The sequence below is a fragment of the Mycobacterium sp. genome, assembly GCF_044370595.1.
In the GTDB taxonomy this organism is placed as follows: Bacteria; Actinomycetota; Actinomycetes; order Mycobacteriales; family Mycobacteriaceae; genus Mycobacterium.
On the sequence record NZ_JBILVF010000044.1, the window covers coordinates 1 to 22,847 of the forward strand.

At 67.6% G+C, this 22,847-nt stretch carries 25 protein-coding genes; 8 read left to right on the forward strand and 17 right to left on the reverse strand.

Annotation, left to right across the window (positions count from 1 at the left end; translation table 11 throughout):
- Positions 1 to 584, reverse strand: a 584-nt coding sequence (locus tag ADBZ5N_RS08385) for an AAA family ATPase (protein ID WP_526257034.1), incomplete at its 3' end; no start/stop codon positions are given.
- A 37-nt stretch (positions 585 to 621) separates the two neighbouring features.
- Here ADBZ5N_RS08385 and ADBZ5N_RS08390 point away from each other — a divergent pair.
- Positions 622 to 2,823, forward strand: coding sequence for an MMPL family transporter (locus tag ADBZ5N_RS08390; RefSeq protein ID WP_526257035.1), 2,202 nt, complete (start codon positions 622 to 624; stop codon positions 2,821 to 2,823).
- On the opposite strand, the gene ADBZ5N_RS08395 is transcribed toward ADBZ5N_RS08390, so the two are convergent.
- The 3 genes from ADBZ5N_RS08395 to ADBZ5N_RS08405 are packed head-to-tail and all read right to left on the reverse strand — an operon-like array spanning position 2,738 to position 5,376.
- On the reverse strand, positions 2,738 to 3,424 hold the full coding sequence (locus tag ADBZ5N_RS08395; protein ID WP_526257036.1) for a hypothetical protein: 687 nt from the start codon (positions 3,422 to 3,424) through the stop codon (positions 2,738 to 2,740). The two genes, ADBZ5N_RS08390 and ADBZ5N_RS08395, sit on opposite strands and share 86 nt — an antisense overlap.
- 18 nt (positions 3,425 to 3,442) lie before the next feature.
- Positions 3,443 to 4,081: a PaaI family thioesterase gene (locus ADBZ5N_RS08400; protein WP_526257037.1), complete on the reverse strand. Its 639-nt coding sequence runs from the start codon at positions 4,079 to 4,081 to the stop codon at positions 3,443 to 3,445.
- Positions 4,078 to 5,376 carry an adenylosuccinate synthase gene (locus tag ADBZ5N_RS08405; RefSeq protein ID WP_526257038.1) on the reverse strand — a complete coding sequence of 433 codons (1,299 nt, stop codon included), beginning with the start codon at positions 5,374 to 5,376 and terminating at the stop codon, positions 4,078 to 4,080. The genes ADBZ5N_RS08400 and ADBZ5N_RS08405 overlap by 4 nt, the downstream gene beginning before the upstream one ends.
- A gap of 69 nt (positions 5,377 to 5,445) precedes the next feature.
- Between ADBZ5N_RS08405 and ADBZ5N_RS08410 the strand changes: the two genes are divergently transcribed.
- Positions 5,446 to 6,045, forward strand: coding sequence for a peptidase M50 (locus ADBZ5N_RS08410; RefSeq protein WP_526257057.1), 600 nt, complete (start codon positions 5,446 to 5,448; stop codon positions 6,043 to 6,045).
- Positions 6,046 to 6,064: 19 nt separating this feature from the next.
- Here the strand turns inward: ADBZ5N_RS08410 and ADBZ5N_RS08415 are convergent, their stop codons facing one another.
- Positions 6,065 to 7,489, reverse strand: a complete 1,425-nt coding sequence (locus ADBZ5N_RS08415; RefSeq protein WP_526257039.1) for a cytochrome P450 — start codon at positions 7,487 to 7,489, stop codon at positions 6,065 to 6,067.
- Positions 7,490 to 7,539: 50 nt separating this feature from the next.
- Between ADBZ5N_RS08415 and ADBZ5N_RS08420 the strand changes: the two genes are divergently transcribed.
- A complete protein-coding gene (locus tag ADBZ5N_RS08420; RefSeq protein WP_526257040.1) occupies positions 7,540 to 8,319 on the forward strand; it encodes a site-2 protease family protein in 780 nt (259 codons plus the stop codon).
- A 212-nt stretch (positions 8,320 to 8,531) separates the two neighbouring features.
- Positions 8,532 to 9,422, forward strand: coding sequence for a cation diffusion facilitator family transporter (locus ADBZ5N_RS08425; protein WP_526257041.1), 891 nt, complete (start codon positions 8,532 to 8,534; stop codon positions 9,420 to 9,422).
- Here ADBZ5N_RS08425 and ADBZ5N_RS08430 read toward each other — a convergent pair.
- Positions 9,419 to 9,835 (reverse strand): DUF3151 family protein, encoded by a 417-nt coding sequence (locus tag ADBZ5N_RS08430; RefSeq protein ID WP_526257042.1) that lies wholly within the window; start codon positions 9,833 to 9,835, stop codon positions 9,419 to 9,421. The genes ADBZ5N_RS08425 and ADBZ5N_RS08430 overlap by 4 nt on opposite strands.
- A gap of 100 nt (positions 9,836 to 9,935) precedes the next feature.
- On the opposite strand from ADBZ5N_RS08430, the gene ADBZ5N_RS08435 reads away from it, so the two are divergent.
- The gene (locus tag ADBZ5N_RS08435) at positions 9,936 to 10,685 is read left to right on the forward strand and encodes an Rv0361 family membrane protein (RefSeq protein WP_526257043.1); all 750 of its coding nucleotides are present in this window, start codon (positions 9,936 to 9,938) and stop codon (positions 10,683 to 10,685) included.
- Positions 10,686 to 10,694: 9 nt separating this feature from the next.
- Here ADBZ5N_RS08435 and ADBZ5N_RS08440 read toward each other — a convergent pair whose 3' ends face one another.
- Together ADBZ5N_RS08440 and fbaA are read right to left on the reverse strand one after the other, a co-directional pair.
- Positions 10,695 to 11,114: a hypothetical protein gene (locus ADBZ5N_RS08440; protein ID WP_526257044.1), complete on the reverse strand. Its 420-nt coding sequence runs from the start codon at positions 11,112 to 11,114 to the stop codon at positions 10,695 to 10,697.
- 28 nt (positions 11,115 to 11,142) lie between these two features.
- A complete protein-coding gene (fbaA, locus tag ADBZ5N_RS08445; protein ID WP_526257045.1) occupies positions 11,143 to 12,180 on the reverse strand; it encodes a class II fructose-bisphosphate aldolase in 1,038 nt (345 codons plus the stop codon).
- Positions 12,181 to 12,252: 72 nt separating this feature from the next.
- Here fbaA and ADBZ5N_RS08450 point away from each other — a divergent pair, with 72 nt between their 5' ends.
- The gene (locus tag ADBZ5N_RS08450; protein WP_526257046.1) at positions 12,253 to 12,915 is read left to right on the forward strand and encodes a VTT domain-containing protein; all 663 of its coding nucleotides are present in this window, start codon (positions 12,253 to 12,255) and stop codon (positions 12,913 to 12,915) included.
- 11 nt (positions 12,916 to 12,926) lie between these two features.
- Here the strand turns inward: ADBZ5N_RS08450 and ADBZ5N_RS08455 are convergent, their stop codons facing one another.
- The 9 genes from ADBZ5N_RS08455 to clpB all read right to left on the reverse strand — a co-directional run bounded on the left by ADBZ5N_RS08455 (position 12,927) and on the right by clpB (position 21,435).
- Positions 12,927 to 13,226: a hypothetical protein gene (locus ADBZ5N_RS08455; protein WP_526257047.1), complete on the reverse strand. Its 300-nt coding sequence runs from the start codon at positions 13,224 to 13,226 to the stop codon at positions 12,927 to 12,929.
- 37 nt (positions 13,227 to 13,263) lie between these two features.
- On the reverse strand, positions 13,264 to 13,977 hold the full coding sequence (locus ADBZ5N_RS08460; protein WP_526257048.1) for an LpqN/LpqT family lipoprotein: 714 nt from the start codon (positions 13,975 to 13,977) through the stop codon (positions 13,264 to 13,266).
- Between the two features lie 105 nt (positions 13,978 to 14,082).
- Positions 14,083 to 15,177: a glycoside hydrolase family 76 protein gene (locus ADBZ5N_RS08465; protein ID WP_526257049.1), complete on the reverse strand. Its 1,095-nt coding sequence runs from the start codon at positions 15,175 to 15,177 to the stop codon at positions 14,083 to 14,085.
- A gap of 16 nt (positions 15,178 to 15,193) precedes the next feature.
- Positions 15,194 to 15,856, reverse strand: a complete 663-nt coding sequence (locus ADBZ5N_RS08470) for a TrmH family RNA methyltransferase (protein ID WP_526257050.1) — start codon at positions 15,854 to 15,856, stop codon at positions 15,194 to 15,196.
- Positions 15,853 to 16,596, reverse strand: a complete 744-nt coding sequence (locus ADBZ5N_RS08475; protein WP_526257051.1) for a hypothetical protein — start codon at positions 16,594 to 16,596, stop codon at positions 15,853 to 15,855. The genes ADBZ5N_RS08470 and ADBZ5N_RS08475 overlap by 4 nt, the downstream gene beginning before the upstream one ends.
- A complete protein-coding gene (pyrE, locus tag ADBZ5N_RS08480) occupies positions 16,589 to 17,110 on the reverse strand; it encodes an orotate phosphoribosyltransferase (RefSeq protein WP_526257058.1) in 522 nt (173 codons plus the stop codon). Before pyrE ends, ADBZ5N_RS08475 begins: the two co-directional genes overlap by 8 nt.
- 55 nt (positions 17,111 to 17,165) lie before the next feature.
- Positions 17,166 to 17,942, reverse strand: coding sequence for an SDR family NAD(P)-dependent oxidoreductase (locus ADBZ5N_RS08485; RefSeq protein ID WP_526257052.1), 777 nt, complete (start codon positions 17,940 to 17,942; stop codon positions 17,166 to 17,168).
- A 21-nt stretch (positions 17,943 to 17,963) separates the two neighbouring features.
- On the reverse strand, positions 17,964 to 18,719 hold the full coding sequence (ttfA, locus tag ADBZ5N_RS08490) for a trehalose monomycolate transport factor TtfA (RefSeq protein WP_526257053.1): 756 nt from the start codon (positions 18,717 to 18,719) through the stop codon (positions 17,964 to 17,966).
- A 157-nt stretch (positions 18,720 to 18,876) separates the two neighbouring features.
- Positions 18,877 to 21,435, reverse strand: a complete 2,559-nt coding sequence (gene clpB / locus ADBZ5N_RS08495) for an ATP-dependent chaperone ClpB (protein WP_526257054.1) — start codon at positions 21,433 to 21,435, stop codon at positions 18,877 to 18,879.
- A gap of 184 nt (positions 21,436 to 21,619) precedes the next feature.
- On the opposite strand from clpB, the gene ADBZ5N_RS08500 reads away from it, so the two are divergent.
- Both ADBZ5N_RS08500 and ADBZ5N_RS08505 read left to right on the forward strand, forming a co-directional pair.
- Positions 21,620 to 21,928, forward strand: coding sequence for a hypothetical protein (locus ADBZ5N_RS08500; protein WP_526257055.1), 309 nt, complete (start codon positions 21,620 to 21,622; stop codon positions 21,926 to 21,928).
- A 98-nt stretch (positions 21,929 to 22,026) separates the two neighbouring features.
- On the forward strand, positions 22,027 to 22,695 hold the full coding sequence (locus ADBZ5N_RS08505; RefSeq protein WP_526257056.1) for a GAP family protein: 669 nt from the start codon (positions 22,027 to 22,029) through the stop codon (positions 22,693 to 22,695).
- Positions 22,696 to 22,847 lie beyond the last annotated feature (152 nt).

The following is a 22,847-nucleotide window of genomic DNA, read 5'->3' on the forward strand; positions in this document are numbered from 1 at the left end:
TGGCGGGCCGGAGCGGCACTATCGGTGCGGACGTGGTCGTAGAAACGCCAGGACCGCATCCTGTCCCGCAGCGCCAGCAACTCGGGGGCGTCGCGAGGGTCGGCGACCTGGCTGACCATGCTGTCGTAGGGCCGCAGCGATGCCGACGCGGTGCGCCACTGGCCGCCGTCGTCGCGGACCCGGGCCAGTGAGCCGGACCGTTCGGCCACCATGGTGGCCGGCCGCAGCATAGGGCCGGCCCACAGCGCCTCGGCTTTGATCTCCGGGTCCAGTCCGAAGAAGGTGTTGACCTCCTGCGGAAGACCAAGGTCGACGGCGTAGCCGAACTCCTCGCCGGCGAAGCCGAGTTTCAGGCTGACCGGTCCCTTGCGGCCGGGGCCGGCCCACATCGTCGATGCCAGCCCGCCCTCGCGCGCCAGTGCGTTGACGGCGCCGTCGCGCCCCATATCGGCCAGCAGTCGCACCGACCGGTACAGGCTGGACTTGCCACTGCCGTTCGGACCGGTCACCACGGTGCACCGGCGTAGCGGCACCACCAGTCGGCGCAGCGAACGGTAGTTCGCCACGGCCAGGGTGTGCAGCACGCGATCGACCTTATCGACGCGTGATGTGATGGTCGGTATGCACCGCGCGCCCGAGGTCCGCCGAAGTTTGTGGGAACGGATCGCCGAGTTGGTCGCAGGCCCCCGGTCCTGGGTACTCGCCCTGATCCTGACGGTCGCCGGCGGCGCGGTACTCGGCCTGGTGAGCGACAGTGGCGCGGCCGAGAAGTCGCCGGTGGTGATCCCGTCCACCGCGGAGTCGGCGCGGGTGGCCGAGTTGCTCAAGCAGTTCCCGGGCGGTGACCAGGCGCCGGTGATCCTGCTGTTCAGCCGGTCCGGCGGGGCCACGCTGTCGCCGGAGGACCTGGCCGCCGCCGGGCAGGCCCGAGACCGCGCACTTGCCGCTGCCGACGTTCCCGCCGGCCCGCCGGCCGGTCCCCCGCCGTTACCGGTGGTGCCCTCCGCCGACGGCCAGGCCGCGCTGGTCCCGGTTCCGCTGAAACCCGATCTGACCGGCTTCGACCTCTCCGACACGGTGACTGAACTGCGCACGGCCGCCCGAGATGGCCTGCCCGACGGCATGGTCGCCAATGTGACCGGCGGTCCGGCTTTCGGCGCCGACATCGCGAACTCGTTCCAGGGCGCCAATTTCGTTCTGTTGGGAGTGACCGTCGGCGTGGTGGCGGTGCTGTTGATCGTGACCTACCGGTCACCGGTGCTGTGGTTGGTTCCCCTGCTGGTGATCGCGTTCGCCGACCGCGTTGGCGCGCTCACCGGTTCGGCGGTGGCCCAGTTGACCGGATTCGCCGGCGACGGATCGACCTCCGGGATCACCAGCGTGCTGGTCTTCGGCGCCGGCACCAACTATGCGCTGCTGCTCATCTCGCGATACCGGGAGGAACTGCGCAAGACCGCCAACCACCGGCAGGCGCTGTTGACCGCGGTGCGCTTCGCCGGGCCGGCCATCGCGGCCAGCAACGCCACCGTGGTACTCGCGCTGCTGTCCCTGCTGCTGGCCAGTTCACCGACCACCCGCAGCCTGGGCGTGCAGGCCGCCGCCGGCTTGCTGGTCGCCGCCATCTACGTGCTGTTCGTGCTACCACCGCTGTTGGGCCTGTTCGGCCGGAAGCTGTTCTGGCCCTTCGTTCCCCAGCCGGGGCAGGACGAGATCACCACCACCGGCGCCTGGCACCGGGTGGCCGACTGGATGGCCGGCCACGCCGGCCGCGTGGTGGCCGCCTCGATCGTCGGGCTGTCCATCCTGGCCACCGGGGTGCTGGCCACCCCGGTCGGCCTGTCGCTAATCGACCAGTTCCGGGTGAACGCGGACTCCGTCGACGGGTTCAAGACCTTGTCCGCGCATTTCCCCAGCGGGGTGACCGACCCGACCCGAGTGGTCGCCTCCACCGCGAGGACCGAGGCGGTGACCGCGGCGATCCAGGCCACCCCGGGAGTGGCGTCGGTGAATCCGGCAGGAGTATCCGACACCGGACTGACCCAGTGGCAGGTTGTCATCAACGCCAAACCGGCATCCAATGAGGCGTTCGACACCGTTACCGCACTGCGGGATTCGGTCCACCGGACGGATCCGGCAGGCCTGGTCGGCGGCACCGACGCGCAGGCGTTGGACGCCAGCAGGACGGCGATCCGGGACCGTTGGGTGGTCATCCCCGCGATTCTCGTCGTGGTGCTGGCGGTGCTCTATGTGCTGCTGCGCGCGGTGCTGGCGCCGCTGGTGCTGGTGGCGGTGACGGCATTGTCCACGCTGGCTGCGCTGGGACTGGGCGGCTGGGTCAGCGTGCACGTGTTGGGCTTCCCGGCACTGGACAACACCACCCCGCTGTTCGCGTTCCTGTTCCTCGTGGCGCTGGGGGTGGACTACACCATCTTCCTGGTCACCCGGGCCGAGGAGGAGACGCCGCTGTACGGCACCCGCGGCGGCATCGTGCGGGCGGTTTCAGCAACCGGCGCGGTGATCACCAGCGCGGGAATCGTTCTGGCAGCGGTGTTCGGCGTCCTCGGTGTGCTGCCGCTGATTGCGCTGACCCAACTGGGCATCATCGTGGGCCTGGGCATCCTGCTGGACACCTTCGTGGTTCGCACCGTGGTGGTCCCGGCTTTGTTCACCCTGATCGGGCCCAAGATCTGGTGGCCGGCGTTCCGGGCCGACGATATCGAGCGTACTGACGAAATTCCTACCCCTGCAACGGGTCTGGGTCTCGGTGGCTCTCGCGTCGACCACTCTCGAAGGCTCCGGCGCGAACGAGGAACAGCACGCTGACGATCAGCACCCAGAACGGGAAGGCCAGGCTCAGCCACATACTCGTCTCGCTGGCCGCGATCAGCGTCAGCGCCATCAGGTAGGTGGCGATCGTCAGCCAGCGCGGCATCAGGCCGGTACGAAGCCAGATGGTGGCCAGCGACATCATGAACACCGCTGCCATCTTCAGCGCGTAGGTCTTGGACAGTTTCAGCAGCAGCATCTGGCCGAATATGATCCCTGCCGACGACCCGCCCGAGTAGTGGCTGGCCGACGCCAACCCGGCGCCGACTGCGGCCGAGGCGAACATCATGGCCAGGAACAGCAACCCGCTACCCAGGGTCACGGTGGAGAAGAACTTGTCCTCGTATCGGCCGAGATTGGCCCGGACCACGCCGATGAACCAGAGGAAGCTGATGCCGGCGAAGGGCATGAGTTGGGAGGCCAGCCGGATCTTGTCGTTGCCGGCCTCGAGCCATTGCGAGCCGGGCTGGGCGCCCTCCGGCAGCGAGCTGCGGATCAGCACGATGGCCAGGCCGAAAAGCACCGCGAAAAGCACGCCGGCCAGTGCGGCAGCGCGGGGGGTGGTCAGCTTGTGAAGTGTTGTCGACTTATCGGCCACCCGGCCATCGTGGCAGATTTAGGGCTGACCGGGCAGCAACTGCACCATCAGACCGTTGGCCTCGGCCAGGAGTGTGCCTTCCGGGTCGGTGAGTTCAGCATTGACGAACGTCTTACGGCCCTCGATTTTCGACGCCCAGCCGCGCATGGTCAGCGGCACGTCGATCGGGGTGATGTTGCGGTAGTCGACGTGCAGGAAGGCGGTGCGGCTGATCGGCCGGTTGACGGCGTGGATGGTGATCCCGCACATCACGTCGAACATCATCGCCACGATGCCGCCGTGTACGGCGTTGTTACCGCCGACGTGGTAGCGGCTGAACTGCACACCGACCTCGACGGCCTCGGGGCTGAAGTCGCGAATCTGCCATGGCGGCATCAGCACACTGCCGGCACCGGGCAGGCTGGCGACCCGGCCGGCCGGGGCCGCCCCGCCTGGCCTCTCGTGCGGAGCGAGATAGCCGATGAGGTCCTCGACACGGTCGGCGGCGCAGTTCCAGTCCGGCACGTCGCATGCGACTGCGAGGTCCTGGGCGCGCCGCATCGCCGCGACGAACCGCCCGAAACCCGGGGGCTCGTCGAGCACCTGGAACCTCGGAAAACCGCCGCGGGTGTCGCCGCGGGTGTCGTAGTCCGGGTCGAGTTCGCGGGGGTCGGTCACTCGGGCGGACTCAGAACGTCGCGGCGCACGATGGTCTGATCCCGCCCAGGACCAACGCCGATGCACGAAACCGGTGCTCCGGCAAGCTCTTCGAGCCGCAGGACGTAGTCGCGCGCCTTGGCCGGTAGATCGTCGAACTCGCGCGCTGAGGAGATATCCTCCCACCAGCCGGGCAGTTCCTCGTAGACCGGCACCGCGCGGGCGATGTCGCTCTGGGTCATCGGCATGTCGTCGGTGCGTTTGCCGTCTATCGCGTAGCCGACGCACACCGGGACCGTCTGCAAGGACGACAGCACGTCGAGTTTGGTCAGGAAGTAGTCGGTGATGCCGTTGACGCGGGTGGCATAGCGGGCGATGACCGCGTCGAACCACCCGCATCGGCGACGCCGCCCGGTGGTAACCCCCACCTCACCGCCAGTCTTGGCCAGGTACTCGCCGTGCTCGTCGAACAACTCGGTGGGGAACGGGCCAGATCCCACCCGGGTCGTGTAGGCCTTGAGAATCCCCAACACGGTGGTGATGCGGGTCGGCCCGATCCCGGACCCGACGGCCGCGCCGCCCGCGGTGGGGTTGGAGGACGTGACGTAGGGATAGGTGCCGTGGTCGACGTCGAGCAGGGTGCCCTGCGAACCCTCCAGCAGCACGGTCTGACCGGACTCCAGGGCAGCGTTGAGGAGCAGTCGGGTGTCGGCGATGCGGTGAGCGAAGCCCTCGGCCTGGGCCAGCAGCGTGTCGGTGATCTCGTGGGGGTCCAGAGCTTTGCGGTTGTAGATCTTCACCAGGACCTGGTTCTTGAAGTCCAGCGCCGCGGCGATCTTGGCGGCCAGCAGGTCGGGGTCGGCGACGTCGGCAACTCTGATGCCGATCCGGGCGATCTTGTCCTGGTAGCACGGACCGATACCGCGTCCGGTGGTGCCGATCTTCTTGTTACCCAGATAGCGCTCGGTGACCTTGTCGATGGCGACGTGGTAGGGCATCAGCAGATGGGCATCCGCAGAGATCAACAGCCCGGAGGTGTCCACACCGCGGTCGTTGAGACCGCGCAGCTCGGTGAGCAGGACACCGGGGTCGACGACCACGCCGTTGCCGATCACGTTGGTCACGCCCGGGGTCAGGATTCCCGACGGGATCAGGTGCAGTGCGAAGTTCTCCCCCGTCGGCAGTACCACGGTGTGCCCGGCGTTGTTACCGCCCTGGTAGCGCACCACCCACTGAACCCTGCCACCGAGCAAATCGGTGGCCTTCCCCTTGCCCTCGTCGCCCCACTGGGCGCCGATGAGCACTATTGCCGGCATGGCTGACCCCGCTCCGATCCTGGCTTATTGTGTCCAGCCGGTGTCCTACCCTATCGGAGCGTGGCCCCGATGAAGTCCCAGATCAACGTGTTGCGATTCGGCGAGTACCCGGTGCCGCGGGCGCTGGGGTCACTGCGGTGCCTGGACGCCGGGGAGCCCGGAGCCGTCGACGAGGCACTAGCGGAGGCCCGACGGGTGGTCATCGTCGGAGCCGAGGCCGACGTGTCCGCTGTCCTGACCCGGCTGCTGCGCCTGGACCGACTCGACGTCGAGGTCGCCCACGCGCGCGGTTTACTGTCGGCTCAGCGTGCGACGAGGGCCGCCGCGCAACGGGTTCCGCTGATCCGCGACGACACCGGCACCGCGCTGGTCGGCTCCGCGCACTGGCTGCCCCCGGACGGTGCCGCGACGATCTGCGGCGAGGCGGTGGTCGATGACACGGTGCTCTTCGACGGCGATGTCGCCGGGGTGCGCATCGAGCCGACGTCCACCATGCCCGGCCTTCGGGCCGCATTGCTGGACGGGCGTCGCCGGCGGTGGGTCAGCGGCCGGGCCGCCCAGTTGGGTACCACCGGCGCGCGGTTGGTGCGAGACGGCGTGCCGGGGCCGCGTGAAGTCAAGCGGTCGACGTTCTACCGCCACACCACGGGCTGGCTGCGGGTCGGCTGAGCTAGGAGATCGCCGCCGATCACAGCTCCGGTGATGACAGCGCGGAACTGGCGCGACGCGGCCGGTCTCCTTTTCCGCGGACCGGGCTGGCAACCGAACCGGTCCTGACGTCGGCCCCTCGACGCTGCTCCCCGGGCCAGAACCGCACCCGGGTGCCGTGGCGCGGCACCAGGACCGGGGCCGCCCGCCAGGGTGGGCCGTCCGGGCGGGGGCTGACCGGCTCAAGCCGGCCCTCCCGCAGCAGCGTGTGCAGCACGGTGACCAACTCGCACATCGCAAAAGCGGCGCCGATGCAGCGTTTGACGCCGCCGCCGAACGGAATCCAGGCGTGCGCCGGGGGCCGGGCACCCAGGAACCGCTCGGGCCGGAACTGCCCCGGATCGGGGTAGCTGTCCGGGTCGCGGTTGACCGCATCGAGCAGCAGGACGATCCGGGTGCCGGGCTCCAGCGTGTAGTCCCCGAGTTGGTAACGTCCGGCGGTCATCCGGCCGGTGATCGGAGCCGGCGGCCACAGCCGCAACGTCTCGTTGATCACCGCCTCGGTGTAGGTGGTCTCACCTGATTCCGCTTCGCTACGCACTCGTTCCACAGCTTCGCAATGGTGCAGCAGCAGGTCGATCACCCAGGCCAGGGTGGTGGCCGTCGTCTCATGCCCGGCCAGCACCAGAGTAACCAGATCGTCACGAATCTCGCTGTCCGACAAGCCATCGCCGTCCTCGGTGCGGGCGTCGACGAGCATGCCGAGGATACCGGCCTGGCGCTGGGGGTCGGCGCGACGAGCGGCGATCAGCGGCATGAGCACCTCGTCGATGCGGCGGTTGATACCGCGCAGCCGCCCCCATAGCCGGAGCGCGCCCAGTCGGCGGGCCGCGTAGCGGACCGGGGTCTCTTCGGAGATCGCCAGCACCAGCAGGTCGTCGAAGGGCGCACCCAGGCGGGCAACCTCGTCGGGGTCGTCGCCCGCGACGCCGAACATGATCCGCACGATCACCTCGAGGGTGAGTTCGCGCGCTGCCTCCAACATCCGCATCGGTTGACCCACCGGCCACCGGGACATGGCGGCGCGGGTGGCCTCGGTGATGATCGGTACGTAACTGTCCAGAACGTGTCCGTGCAGCGGCGGAGTGAGCAGCTTGCGGCGGCGCAGGTGCTCGGGTTCCTCTTGGACGAACATCGACCGGCGTCCGTAGATCGCTGCGGCCGGGCCGACTCCCTCGCCGCCGAGCAGCACATCGGGTTTCGCGGCGAACACCTGCTTGACCAGAGCCGGGTCGGCGACGGCCACGACCGGCCCGTAGCCCAGGACCGGCAGGGCCACCACCGGCCCGACCCGGCGGACGACTTGGGACACCAACTGCTGACCACCGACTCCATACGCGGCGGCGTACAGGCCGCCGAAAATCGGCGACAACACTCCGGGCGCCGGCAGCGAAGGCGGTCGCATGTGCCCAACGATCCCATATTCGCACCGCTGGTTGGCGTACCTTCGATCGCGTGAGTATTCGCCCACTGCACCAGTCGGTGCGCCCCAGCCCGGTATTCCTGGCCCTGCTGGCGCTGACCGCCGTCGGCGGCGTGATGGCGTGGACGGCGGGCCTGTCGTCCAGCGTGATGGGCCGGGCCGGGGTGTTCATCTTCGTCATCGGCGGCTGGGTCGTCTCGCTGTGTCTGCACGAGTTCGGCCACGCCTATACCGCCTGGCGCTTCGGCGACCACGACGTGGCGGTCCGGGGCTATCTGACGCTGAACCCACTGAAGTACTCCCACCCGCTGCTGTCCCTGGGTTTGCCTCTGCTGTTCATCGCGCTGGGCGGTATCGGACTTCCTGGCGGTGCGGTCTACCTGCAGACCGGTTACATGACGCCGCGCCAGCGCACCATCGTCAGCCTCGCCGGCCCCTTCGCCAACCTGGTTCTGGCGGTCGCGTTACTGGCCTCGGTGCGGTTGTTCTTCGACCGGGACCACGCCGTCTTCTGGTCCGGCGTCGCCTTCCTCGGCTTCCTTCAGTTGACCGCACTGGTACTGAATCTGCTGCCCGTCCCCGGCCTGGACGGTTTCGCGGCGTTGGAGCCCCACCTGAGCCCGGCGACTCAGCGTGCCTTGGAACCGGCTAAGCAGTTCGGGTTTCTGATCCTGCTGGTGCTGCTGCTGGTCCCCGGGCTCAATAAATGGTTCTTCGCGGCGGTATTCGGGCTCTTCGATCTTTCCGGCGTTCCCGGCGGGCTGGCCATGGTCGGCGGCGAGTTGACCCGGTTCTGGTCGGCCTGGCTCTAGACAGGGCGGCCCTGACAGGGCGTCTCCGAAGCGGCCGAAAGATTGTGCGGCAGCGGACCCCCCTCGCCGCTGCCGCACTGTCCTTCACGGTATCGGCCCGGCGGCAGGCCTCCATAGGGCCTTAGGTACCCACTAACCGAGGCCGTAAGTCGCAGGCATCAATCACCCTTGCTGTCTTGCTCCCAGTTCTCGGGGCTGCCTATATTCCAGCCATGGGAGCCGGACACAGCCACGGTGGTGCCGATTCCCGCGTCAGCCGGATGGTCACCGCCTCAGCGGTGCTGGGTGTGTTCTTCGTGATCGAGTTGACCACCGCGCTGGCCATCGGGTCACTGGCGCTGCTCGCCGACGCCGGCCACATGTTGACCGATCTGGTGGCCTTGTTCATGGGGTTGGCCGCGCTGATGATGGCCCGGCGCGGATCGAAGTCGGCGTCCCGCACCTACGGGTGGCATCGCGCGGAGGTGTTCACCGCAGTCGCCAACGCCGTGCTGCTGTTGGGCGTTGCGGTGTTCATCCTCTATGAGGCCATCGAGCGGTTGGGGCAGGCCCCGGATATCCCCGGTTGGCCCATGATCCTGGTGGCGCTGGCCGGCCTGCTCGCCAATATCGTTGTGGTGCTGCTGCTTCGGTCCCATTCCGAGAGCAGCCTGGCGGTCAAGGGCGCCTACATGGAGGTGCTGGCCGATGCGGTCAGCAGCGTCGGTGTGCTCATCGCCGGCATCGTCACGGTGACGACACGGTGGCCCTACGCCGACACCGTCGTCGCGGTCCTGGTCGCGTTGTGGGTCCTGCCACGCGCGGTCTCCCTGGCCCGCGCGGCGCTGCGCATCCTGTCCGAGTCGTCCCCTAAACACGTCGACGTCGACGAACTTCGGGCGGCGCTGGCCGCCGTGGACGGGGTGACCGAAGTGCACGATCTGCATGTCTGGACCCTGGTCCCCGGCCGGGATATGGCGACCGCACATCTGACCACCGACGGTCGATCGGGCGTCCTCGACGACGCCCGTGCGGTGCTGTCCGCCCGCGGTCTGGGCCACGCCACCGTGCAGCTTGAGCCGCCGGGTTCGGCGGCCAACTGCCCGGAGCAGACCGACCTCTAAGCCACACCCAATTCAACCCGCGCGGCCGGATCGCAATCGTCGAGAAGATCCCGGCACCGTTCGAACTCGGCTGTCTCGCCGATGGCGTCGGCGGCCCGGGCCAAGGACGCCACGCAACGCAGAAAACCGCGGTTGGGCTCATGGGCGTAGGGCACCGGCCCGAAGCCTTTCCAGCCGTTGCGGCGCAACTGGTCCAGACCGCGGTGGTAGCCGGTCCGGGCGTAGGCGTAGGCGGTGATCGCCTTGTCGGCGTCCAACGCCTCCTCGGCCAGATGAGCCCAGGCCACCGAAGCGGCCGGGTGCGCGGCGGCCACGATGGCCGGATTCTCCCCGGCCTCCAGTGCCGCTTCAGCCTCGCTGTCGCCGGGCAGCAGCACCGGTGGGGGCCCAAGAAGATCGCCGAATGAAGTCATGACCACATTGTGCCGGTGCCCACCGAGTTGCGGACCGCCGGGAGTCGGGGCCACCCGCTAGGGTCGGGGTGAACAGCACCAGGAGGGATTGCAGCAGGCCATGTCGAACCCGTCAGGGACCGGCCCCGAGGATGGCGCCTCGGACACCAAGGACGCTCGGGCCTACGCGCCCGCGGCCGACACCGATCCGGTGACGGAGGTGATCGAGCTCCCCGCCGAAGCCGGCTTGTCAGCGTCAGGGCAGGGGTTGCACGACGCACGTCGTTACACCGCACCCGGTTTCGACGCTGGATACACTCAGATCATCGATCGGGTTCCCGACGATGAGACCGAATTCATTACGATGCCGGCGCAGTCGTACGGCTCCGGCTCACGGGTCCGCCGCACGGGCCGGCGGGCCATTGCGCCGGGCGCACCGCAACGTCCGAGCTGGCTGATCCCGATCCTGCTGCTGGTCGCCGCGCTCCTCGCCGCGGCAATCGTGGGTTTGGTGCTGTTCAAGCGTTCGGAGGCCAAGGCTGCACGGGAGAACGCAGTGCGGTCGACCATCGAAAGCTTCGACGCCGCGGTCCGCAACGGGGATTTGGCCACGTTGCGTGACGTCACCTGTGGCCAGACCCGGCAGACCTACGTCAACTATGACGACGCCGCGTGGTCGGACGCTTATGCCCGGGTATCCGCGGCGAAGCAGTATCCGGTGGTCGCCAGCATCGACCAGGTGGTGGTCAACGGCGATCACGCCGAGGCCAACGTCATCTCCTATATGGCCTTCGACCCCGGTACCACGTCCGTCCGCAGCTTCGATCTGCAGTTGCGCGACGGGCAATGGAAAATCTGCCAGTCGTCCTAGAGTTGCGCATCATTTGCGCTGCAGGCAGGCGTATTCCAACTTCTTGATCGCATTGCCGTATTCGATGCCGATCCCGGCGTACTCCCGCGCGATGGCGTCGTCGTTGGGCTTGGCCCGGTACCTCGGGACCAGATCAGCGGTCTTCGCGGCGCGTTCAGCCGCTGTCCGCGCCCAGGCAGCCAACGCGGGATCACTCAGCTTGCCCGCGTAGGCCTGGATCGCGTCCGCCCACTGGCGGTACTGCTCGACCGTCAACAGTTCGGGATTGTCGGTCTGGGCCGAGGTTTTGGTCTGCTCACTGAACGTGCTGTTGTAGGCGATCAGATCCCGAACGGTGTCGCAGTCAGACGGCGTCCCCCCGCTGCGCAGTTGCCCTACGAGCAGCCCGAGGGCCAGCGTGACCGCCGCAGCGATGACGCCCAGTAGCACCCGGCGTCGAGGTGCCCGGGCCGTGCGCTCAGCCAGCCGAAACGCTCCGCCCGGTGCTGCGCAGATCGTTGCAGGCCTCGACCACCCGCTCAGACATCCCGGCTTCGGCCTTCTTCATATAGCTGCGCGGATCGTAAACCTTCTTGTTGCCGACCTCGCCGTCGATTTTCAGCATCCCGTCGTAGTTGCTGAACATATGCCCCACGATAGGCCGGCTGAAGGCGTACTGGGTGTCGGTGTCGACGTTCATCTTGACCACGCCGTAGCGCAGCGAGTCCTCGATCTCGGACTTCAGCGACCCGGACCCGCCGTGGAACACGAAATCGAACGGCTTGGCACCGTCTGCCAGTCCGAGTTTGGCCGCGGCCACCCGCTGACCCTCGGCGAGCACCTCGGGCTTGAGCTTGACGTTGCCCGGCTTGTAGACACCGTGGACGTTGCCGAATGTCGCCGCCAGCAGGTACCGGCCGTTCTCCCCGGCACCGAGGGCGTCGACGGTCTTCTCGAAGTCCTCCGAACTGGTGTAGAGCTTTTCGTTGATCTCCGCCTCGACGCCGTCCTCCTCGCCGCCGACCACGCCGATCTCGACCTCCAGGATGATCTTGGCCGCTGCGGCGTGCTTGAGGAGCTCCTGGCCGATCGCGAGGTTCTCGTCGATCGGCACCGCCGAACCGTCCCACATGTGTGACTGGAACAGCGGGTCCTTGCCGGCCCGCACCCGTTCGGCCGAGATGGCCAACAGCGGACGGACATAGGTGTCCAGCTTGTCCTTCGGGCAATGGTCGGTGTGCAACGCGACCGTGATCGGATACCTCGCTGCGATGACGTAGGCGAACTCCGCCAACGCGACCGCCCCGACGACCATGTCCTTGACCCCAAGACCGGAGCCGAATTCGGCACCCCCGGTCGAAAACTGGATGATGCCGTCACTTCCGGCGTCGGCGAAGCCCTTGATCGCGGCGTTGATGGTCTCCGAAGAGGTGCAGTTGATGGCCGGAAACGCGAACGAATGCTCCTTAGCGCGGTCCAGCATCTCCGCGTAGACCTCGGGGGTGGCGATGGGCATGGACCGTCCTTCCGGCTGATCGGGTACGTCTTGGAGGAAGTATGTCAAACGGCACCGGTATCTTGGGGCGTCATGACCACCACCGTTGCAGCCCTGCCGGGCATCCTGGACCCGATGTACTGGCTGGGCGAGGGCGGGTTGTTCGCCTCAGCGGTGCTGCCCGGCATCCTGATCATCGTCTTCATCGAGACGGGCCTGCTGTTTCCGCTGCTGCCCGGCGACTCGCTGTTGTTCACCGGCGGGTTGCTGGCAGCAGCACCCAACGCCCCGGTGAACATCTGGGTGCTGGTTTTCACGGTTCCGGTGGTGGCGATCCTGGGCGATCAGTGCGCCTACTACATCGGTAGGCGTATCGGTCCGGCGCTGTTCGACAAGGAGGATTCGCGGTTCTTCAAGAAACGCTACGTCGAGGAGTCGCATGCCTTTTTTGAGCGACACGGCCCCAAGACGATCATCCTGGCCCGCTTCGTCCCGATCGTTCGCACCTACGCACCGGTCCTGGCCGGGGTCTCCTACATGAGCTACCCGGTGTTCCTCAGCTACAACATCATCGGCGGCATCCTGTGGGGCTCCGGAATGACGGCGCTGGGTTACTTCCTGGGAAATGTGCCGTTCGTCAAGAACAACTTCGAGCTGGTGATCCTGCTGATCGTGTTCTTGTCGATCCTGCCGGGAATCACCGCGGTCGGCCGAAATGTGCTGCGCCGCCGCGGCGCGCTACCCGAGGAGACCTAAGCAGTCGACGCCTAGGGCCAGGTGCCGTTGGGGTTGGGGCCCGGAAGCGTGGCGCCGGGGATCGGCGTGTTCTGCAGGGCTCCCAGGCACAGCCCCAGCCGGCCCGGCAGGCACGGGATGTTGCCCGACCCGCCATAGCTGTTGCTCGGCGAGTTCTGCGACCAGCACACCCCGGTGATGGGGTCGGACCACTGCCCGCCCGGGCACGGCGCGGCCGGCGCGAGGGAGGCGCCGACGATCGGCCCGGCCAGCAGGGCACCGCCGAGTGCCGCCGTCGCGAGAAGTCGAGAAGACGTGAATCGCAATGTCATGGAGGTTCTCCGTGTCGGTGTCAGTTTATTCAGGCGGTCAGGACGGGAGGGTGATCGTGGTCTTCTCGCGGATGATCCTGGCCGCGTCGATGACGACCTGCTCCTGACCCTTGGGCGCCTCACCGTTCAATTGCAGGACGAACACCCCGTCCTTGCCGGGGATCACGATGGTCTGTTGGCCGACGGCGCGGGGCTTGCCCTCCCAGACGTAGGTGCCGACGTAATCGATGGACTCGAACCCGTCGAACTTGCTGCGCTCGGGCGGCCCTTCGACCGGCTTGAACTCGGGCAACTCGTTGAGCTGAGTGGGGGCATATTCCAGGATCTTCTCCGGATCGACGTCGCCGGTCAGCTTCGAGGCGATCGCGTACACGAACGGCGGATCCTTCGGGTCCTTGGCTTTGTCGTAGACGATCGCGCCGTATGCCCACTCCGGTGTCCGGTCACCGGCCGGCCTCCAATCCGGCGGAAGTGGAAAGCTGATGGCCGGGGTGCCGGGCTCATCGGCCTTGAACGGCGCTTCGGCGATCTTGTTGTCGACGATGTACCTGTGCAGGGTGGCGCTACCTTCGGGCGCTCCGGCCGCCGCTTCGCTCGCCTTGCCGTGACCGCCACCGTGACCGCCACTATGGGCCGGCGCCGGCGAACCGGTCCACACCGTCGGCGTCGCCGGGGCCGTCTCGGTCGATGCCTTCTCGGTCGTGGGGGCGCAGCCGGCCAGCGCGGCAACGATCAATCCCGCGCTCGTCATCGCGGTGAGGTTTTTCATCGGATCGCGTTCTCCTTCTGCGGTCGCGGGCTCGCGCCGACTATATCCGTGATCTCTATCGGTGATGAGGTCATCGGGGTGCGACCGTCAGGAGACAGTGTGCGCCGCCTCCATCAGCATCCAACCGGAAACCTGCACCGAAAGGTCACGTTCCGGGGCCGTCGATTCGGCGACCGCACCGTCGACGGACTTGCCGGCGCCCTCCGCGGCGCGTGGCAGCACAGCGGTCCGGTTCCAAAACGCCCCGAACAGCGGCAGCCCGTCGACGTCCTGTCGGTTGTCCCAGGCAGCGCGGGCGGAAGCCAGCACGACGTCGCGGGCGGCGTCGCGGGCGGCGACGTCCTCGGGCGTATCACCGGGCAGTTCGTTGGCGGCCAGGGCGAGGTAGCGGGCGGTGATCCCGGCGAACAGACCGCCATCACCACCCCCGGCGCCGCGCAGCACCCCGTCGGCGGTCATATGTTCGGCGATGGCCGGGACCAGCCTGCGCACCCGTGCGGCGTGGCGGGGATCGCCGGTGCGGACGGCCAGTTCGGTCTCCAGACCGACCACCACACCCTGACAGTAGGTGTACTGGGCGCGCACCAGTGAACCGTCCTTGATCCCGTCGAACACCAGATGCGTGTCGGGGTCGATCAGGGTCCCGTCGATCCAGTCCGCCATCGCCGCGGCACGCTCGACGTTGCCGTACCGGGCCAGGAAGATGCCGGCCGGGCCGTTAGCCGGCGCGTTGAAGAACTGGTCCTGCTTGCGCCAGGGGATCCCGCCGCCGGACTGCGGGGACCAGGATTTGACCAGTTGGCCGGATAACGTCTCCAGCGCCTTGGGGTTGGGAACGCCGGCCAACCGGCCGGCGCGTTCCAGCGCCAGGGCAAGCCAGGCCATGTCGTCGTAGTAGCTGTTGGTCCATCGGCCGTTGTTGCGGGTGAAATGCCCGCGGATCTGACGCTTGATCTTCTCCACCCGCTCCGGTGCGGGGTCGCGGACCTCGGCGTCGACCAGGGTGTCCAGCAAGTGGGACTGCCACCAGTAGTGCCAGGTGGCGAAGGTCAGATCCTTGGCCGTGGGCGGCCAACCCACCACGCCCAGTTGGGTGCCGGGCACCTGCAGCAACTTCCGCAGGTGACGGGTGGCGATGGCAGCCTCGGCGCTGGCCGCCCGGTTCCTCCATTGCTGGTCCATGGTGGGCAATCCTGCCCTACCAGGCCTGCGTCAAGTCGGACCATTGCCTGATCCAGGTGTGCATGGCAATTCCGGCGGCGACCGCGGCGTTGACACTTCGAGTCGAACCGAACTGCGCAATCGAGACCGTCAACTCCGCTCCGGACGTGGCGGCCGACGAGATACCCGGGCCCTCCTGGCCGAAAATCAGCAAGCAGTCCCGGGGCAGGGCGGTCTGTTCCAGTCGCACCGCGCCGGGAACGTTATCGACCGCGACCACCCGCAGACCCGCGTCCGCGGCGAAGGCCAGGAGTTCCTCGGTGGTGTCGTGGTGGGCCAGGTGCTGGTAGCGGTCGGTGACCATGGCGCCGCGGCGGTTCCAGCGGCGCCGCCCGACGATGTGGACGGTATGCACCGCGAAGGCGTTGGCGGTGCGCACGACCGCCCCGATGTTGGCGTCGTTCCCAAAGTTCTCGATCGCCACATGCAGACGGTGCCGGCGGCAGTCGATGTCGGCGACGATGGCCTCCCGACGCCAATACCGGTAGCTGTCAACGACATTGCGGGAGTCGCCGTGTTCGAGCAGTTCCGGGTCGTAGCGCGGATCCTCAGCGGGCCGGCCGGGGTGCGTGTCGGCCCACGGGCCGACACCGGGGGCTCCGGTGGACCACTCGGTGGGGCCGGATTGATCTCCGGTCATCGGCGCACCAGGTCCACCATGGCGAACCGGCCGGCCGGACGACCGACAATGCCCACTGTGAGGTCGCCCGCGGCGGCGTCCGGCGGAGCCGGATCGTGGGAGGCCGCAGCGCTGACCGGCAATACCAGCCCACCGGTCGCCGCAACCAGCGATCCGTCGTCGAGTTGCACCCCCGCGACTCGCCCGGCTTGGAAAACCATGGTGGCAGAACCGTTTTCCGGCTCAAGCATGCCCACCTCATCCGCCCGGTGCGACAGCCAGGCAGGCAGGCTTGCACCGCCGCCGTGGAAGGCGCCGATGAAAGCCGCGGTGACGGGCTGCCCGTCTTCGGTGCGCATCGGACCGAGGAGGTCCGGGACCTGGGTGAACATCACCCCGAGCGGTGATCGGACACAGCGGGCGGACCACTGCCGAAGATGCTCGCCGATGAAGGGTTCCAATGCCACCCTCCTGCCGGTGGGTTCGGCAGGGGGGACCAGTCGCGCGAAACTGAAAGCTGGGCGGTCTTCGGGTGTGGTTTCCCACCCTGGACTCAGTGTCGACGCGGCGAGATCCTCGGCCATGGCCGAATACCAGGCCGCTGTCTGTTGGTCCTGTTCGGCGGGCGGATCGACCCGCAGCACATCGAGATCGGCCGCTTGGCAACAGATCGCATAGGCCAACACCCCAGGGCTGTTGCCTACACAGACGACGTCGACGACCTCATCCCAGGGAGTGCCGGTGTCAGGGTTGTCATCCATTGTCGAGGCCGAGGTCGGCCAGTCCGAGAATGGATCGGTACGGCACCCCCTCGGCCTCGATCGCCTCGGCCGCTCCGGTGGCGCGGTCGACGACCGTGGCGACGCCGACCACCGTGGCGCCCGCGTCACGCACGGAACGGACAGCCGTCAACGCTGAACCGCCGGTGGTGCTGGTGTCCTCGACCACCAGGACCCGTTGACCGGCCACGTCCGCACCCTCGATGAGGCGTTGCATCCCATGGCTTTTCAACGCCTTGCGCACCACGAACGCGTCGATGGGCCGACCGGGGGCATGCATGAGGGCGCACGCCACCGGGTCGGCTCCCATGGTGAGACCGCCCGCGGCCACGTAGTCCCAGTCAGCGGTGAGTTCACGCATCAGTCGGCCGATCAGCGGGGCGGCCTTGTGGTGCAGGGTCGCGCGACGCAGGTCGACGTAGTAGTCGGCCTCCTTGCCGGAGGACAACGTCACGCGTCCGAACACCACTGACAGGTCACGGACCAGGCCGGCCAGTTCGGTGCGTGCTTCGACGTCGAGGCGAGGAGCCTCGCCATCAGATCCAGTGAGTTCAGGTGCGGCCACTGCCCCGTCCTATCTTGTTCACCGCGGCGCGAACCACACCGCGTGGAATCAACCGGCCGGCGACTGCCAGCGCCTTGTACTGCATCCCGGGGATACTCATGACCTTGCCCTTGGCGACATCGGCAAGGCTTACATCGACCACGTCATCGACGCGCAGCCACATCGGCCCGGACATCGAATCCATCTCGATTCCGGCGCGCTGATGAAATTCGGTGTGCACGTAGCCCGGACACACCACGTGCATGCCTACCCCGGTACCGGCCAGTCCGTTGGCCAGACCCTCGGAGAAGAACACCACCCACGCTTTGGAGGCGGAGTAGGTCGATCCGCGTCCGGGCAGCAGACCGGCCACGCTGGCGATGTTGATCACCGTTCCGGTACGGGCGGCGAGCATCGGGGGTAACGCCGCCCGGGTCAGTTGCATCACCGCGGTGACGTTGACGTCGAGTTGGTGCTGCAGCACGGCCAGGTCGGTGTCCCAGAATTCCCCGGAGGTGCCCAGTCCGGCGTTGTTGACCAGCACCTGAACCCCGGCGGCGAGCCGTTCGGCTACCCGCTCGCGGTCGGCGGCCAGGGCCAGGTCGGCCGGCACCACCTCGACGTCGACGCGGTGGGCGGCACGCAGTTCGGCCGCCAGCTTCACCAGGCGGTCAACATCGCGGGCCACCAGCACCAGGTCGTGGCCGTCGCGGGCGAAGCGGCGCGCGTAGCCCTCGCCCAGGCCCGAGGTGGGGCCGGTGATCAGTGCTACGGGTCTTCTCACCCCGCCACCCTAGCGACCTGATCAGGTCAGGTAGTTGGGCGCCTCGGCGCCGGTGCGCGGTTGCTGCGGGCGCAGCAGTGGCGGCGCCTCGCTGCGGCCGGGGGGCAGGGCCTGCGGGTGACCGGGTTCGGGGATCCGGCGGACCGACTGCGTCGCGGCGACCTGAGCCGGGATGGGCGGCAGTACCCGCAGCAGGTCATTGAACTGACGAACGGCGCGCAGGCCCTCGTCCCATTCGGCCCTGGTGGAGGAGATCGGCATGGCCAGCAGAGTCCAGTTCTGCTCGTTCCACATGATCTCGGCGCAGTCCGGCGCAGTGTGGGCGAAGGTCACCATCCGCCGGTCGCACGCCCGGCGCGCCGCATCGAGGTTGTTGGAGTACATCATCCGGGGGCCGATAGCGCCGAGCAGCCACACATCGCTCTCGCGAGGTTCCTTGATGCCCTTAAGTCGCAGGTCCAAGACGATGTTGGTGCCGATCTTGCGGTGCAGGGCGATCACGGTGGCGACGTCCTCGACATCGAAGACGTAGACCGCCTCACCACGGATCTGGCCGAGAACCACGTTGCGGGCGCTGGCCTCGCCGACCGTCGACATCACACCGCGCTTCCAGCGGTCCACGATCTCGGTTGATTCCTCTTCGTAGTCGAAGCCGTGCGAGCGGGCCCAGGACTTGCGCCGGCGGCCGAGGCCGCGGCGGCGTCCCACCTCGATGTACAGCAGGACGCCCGCACCCACGAAGCAGAGTGCGGACAGTGTGAACCAGAACGGAACCATCGGACGTAGCCTAACCGTTGACTGCCCTTGACACAGATTCCGAGCAGGTCACAACCGGGTCACCGTTGTCTCGCGAGCAGACGCACACGCCCCCGACACGCCCGGGGCGTGCGGGGACGGTTGCCTCCATTGACGGGCCCAGCCTCAGCCCAGGATCTCAGCCCAGGATCAGCGAGTCGCCGTCCGGGGAGACGTTGACTCCCACGACGTCGCCGTCGTGGACCTCCCCGGCCAACAGCATCTTGGCCAGTTGGTCACCGATGGCCTGCTGCACCAGTCGGCGCAGCGGGCGGGCACCGTAGACCGGATCGAACCCGCGCTGGGCCAGCCATTCCTTGGCCGGCAGCGACACCTGCAGGTCCAGGCGCCGCTGGGCCAGCCGCTTCTGCAGTTGGGACAGCTGGATGTCGACGATCTGGACCAGTTCCTCGGCCGACAGTGCGTCGAAGATCAACACATCATCGAGGCGGTTGATGAACTCGGGCTTGAACGCCGCGCGCACCGCCGCCATGACCTGCTCCTGGTCTCCCCCGGAACCGAGGTTGGAGGTCAGGATCAGGATGGTGTTACGGAAATCCACCGTGCGGCCCTGGCCGTCGGTGAGCCGTCCCTCGTCGAGGACCTGCAGCAACACGTCGAACACATCCGGGTGTGCCTTCTCGACCTCGTCGAACAGCACCACCGTGTAGGGCCGACGGCGCACCGCCTCGGTGAGCTGACCGCCCTGGTCATAGCCGATGTAGCCGGGAGGGGCACCGACAAGTCTTGCTACGGAGTGCTTTTCGCCGTACTCGCTCATGTCGATGCGGACCATGGCGCGCTCGTCGTCGAAGAGGAAATCGGCCAGCGCCTTGGCCAATTCGGTCTTGCCGACGCCGGTGGGGCCGAGGAACAGGAACGATCCGGTGGGCCGGTTGGGGTCGGCGACGCCGGCGCGGGTCCGACGGACCGCATCAGACACCGCGGCCACGGCCTTGCGCTGGCCGATGACCCGCCTGCCCAGTTCGTCTTCCATGCGCAGCAGCTTGGCGGTCTCGCCCTCCAGCAGCCGGCCGGCCGGAATGCCGGTCCAGGCCGCCACCACATCGGCGATGTCGTCGGGACCCACCTCCTCCTTGAGCATGACGCCCTCGCGGGCTGAGCCCTGGCCGGCGGCCAAAGGCACTGCGGCGTCGAGCTTCTTCTCCAATTCCGGGATGCGGCCGTAGCGCAGCTCGGCGGCCTTGGCCAGGTCGCCGTCGCGTTCGGCCCGGTCGGCCTCGCCGCGCAGGTCCTCCAGCTGCTCCTTGATCTCGCGGACGACGTCGATGGCGCTCTTCTCGTTCTGCCACCGGGTGGTCAGCTCGGCCAGCTTCTCCTTCTGGTCGGCCAGTTCGGCACGCAGCTTCTCCAGCCGTTCCTTGGAGGCGGCGTCCTCCTCCTTTTCAAGCGCCATCTCCTCGATCTCCAGGCGGCGCACCAGACGCTCGACCTCGTCGACCTCGACGGGGCGGGAGTCGATCTCCATGCGCAGCCGGGAGGCGGCCTCGTCGACCAGGTCGATGGCCTTGTCCGGCAGGAACCGGCTGGTGATGTACCGGTCGGACAGCGTCGCGGCGGCGACCAGCGAGGAATCGGTGATCCGCACGCCGTGGTGAACCTCGTAGCGGTCCTTGAGGCCGCGCAGGATGCCGACGGTGTCCTCCACCGACGGCTCGCCGACGAACACCTGCTGGAAGCGGCGCTCCAGGGCGGCGTCCTTCTCGATGTACTTGCGGTACTCGTCGAGTGTGGTGGCGCCGACCAGTCGCAGTTCACCGCGGGCCAGCATGGGCTTGATCATGTTGCCGGCGTCCATCGCGCCCTCACCGGTGGCACCGGCACCGACGATGGTGTGCAACTCGTCGATGAACGTGATGATCTGGCCGGCGGATTCCTTGATCTCGTCGAGCACGGCCTTGAGGCGTTCCTCGAATTCGCCGCGGTACTTCGCGCCGGCCACCATGGACCCGAGGTCCAGGGAGATGACGGTCTTGTCGCGCAGGCTTTCGGGAACGTCGCCGTCGATGATGCGCTGGGCCAGGCCCTCCACGATCGCGGTCTTACCGACACCCGGTTCGCCGATCAGCACCGGGTTGTTCTTGGTGCGCCTACTGAGGACCTGGATGACGCGGCGAATCTCGTTGTCGCGCCCCACAACCGGGTCGAGCTTGCCCTCGCGGGCCCGCGCGGTCAGGTCGGTGGAGTACTTCTCCAGCGCCTGATACTTCGCCTCGGGGTCGGCACTGGTGACCCTGGCGCTGCCGCGGACCTTGACGAAGGCGTCGCGCAACGCCTGCGGCGACGCCCCAGCTCCTGTGAGGAGCTTGGCGACGTCGGAGTCGCCGGTGGCCAGACCGTAGAGCAGATGCTCGGTGGAGACGTATTCGTCATCCATCTCGGTAGCCAGTTGCTGGGCGGCGTTGATGGCCGCCAGCGACTCCCGCGACAGCTGCGGCTGCGAAGTCGCACCACTGCTCGATGGGAGCCGGTCGACGAGGCGCTGAGCCTCGGCGCGGATCGTTGCCGGGTTGACCCCGACCGCCTCAAGTAAGGGGCCGGCGATGCCGTCGGTCTGGGTGAGCAGCGCCGACAGCAGGTGGGCGGGCCGGATCTCCGGGTTGCCGGCCGCACTGGCGGCCTGCAACGCGGCGGTCAGCGCCGCCTGGGTCTTGGTGGTCGGGTTGAACGAGTCCACTCCGACATCCTCCATTTCTCCTGGTAGAAGCTTGTCTGGGTATATAACACCGGAAACCTTGAGTCTGTTCCGCTCAAGTCTAGTGAATGCCGGCCGGTTGCCGATAGGGGCTTCTGACATCTTTCCGGCATCTGTTCGGCAAACCCACACGGTATCGTGACAGAGTCGAACATATGATCGAACAATGGGTGACCTCGCCTCGATCGGGTACAACGGTCAACCCCTGCGCCCGCCCTTCCGGCCGGTGCGTCCCCCACTGCCGGTGCTGGTCGATTTGAGCGCACTTTTCCCCCGCCGCCCGCACCGCTCGGGTCGTTACCACCCGCATGGCTTGCAGATGGACAAGGTCGTCACCGGCGCGCTGACCTGCTGGGGGCTGTGCGAGCAAGGCGAGTGGTGGGGCCTGGTGACCTATGACATCGCCTACGGCGCGCACCGCAGGCCGGTGACGCACTGGGTACCGGCCTGGATGCTGCACCGGGCCCAGCGCTGAGACTGGGCACTCATTTGACTGGGCACCCATTTGACTGGGCACCCATTTGGGACTGGGCACCCATTTGGGACTGGGCACCCATTCGCTACGTTGCCCCGGTGAACACTGTGGTCTCAGGCCTCAACGAACTGGTCCCGCTGGCGCTGGTGATCGCGATTTCACCGCTGTCGATCATCCCGGGAATCCTGGTGCTGCACACCCCGCGGCCGCGGCCCACCAGCCTGGCCTTCCTGGCCGGCTGGATATCAGGTATCGCGGTGATCACCGGGGCGTTCGTGGGCGGAACCGATGTGTCCAACAACGGACTGGACAGCAAGCCGACCTGGGCCCCCTACGTCCGCATCGTCGTCGGTGCCGCGCTGATCGCCTTCGGCCTCTACCGCTGGTTCGGCCGCCACCGGCAGTCCCACAACCCCAAGTGGATGACCGCGATGAGTTCGATGGGGCCCGGGCGGGCCTTCCTCACGGCGATCGTGTTGACGGTGGCCAACCTGAAAGTGTTCGCGATGTGCGCCGCGGCCGGCGTGGCGATCGGCACCGCCGCCCTGGGCCGGGTTGGAGCCTGGCAAGCGGTGCTGATCTTCACCGCGCTCGCGGCATCGACGGTGGCCATCCCGACGCTGGGGTATCTCGTTGTGGGCGAACGGCTCGACGCACCGCTGAATCGGGTCAAGGAGTGGATGGAACGCAACCACAGCGCGTTGGTCGCCGCGATTCTGCTGGTGATCGGTGCAGCACTGGTCTACAAGGGAATTCACGCGCTGTAGCCGATGGGCGGGATCCAGCAGGATCCACTCGTTCATTGCACGTGAATTACCTGAGTAAAGTCCCTAGGCCCTTGGCCGGGGGACTTTCGCCCCTTACCGTCGGGGGAAGGGTGCGACGAACATCACAGGGGTGTACCCGAGGGGGACGGTCA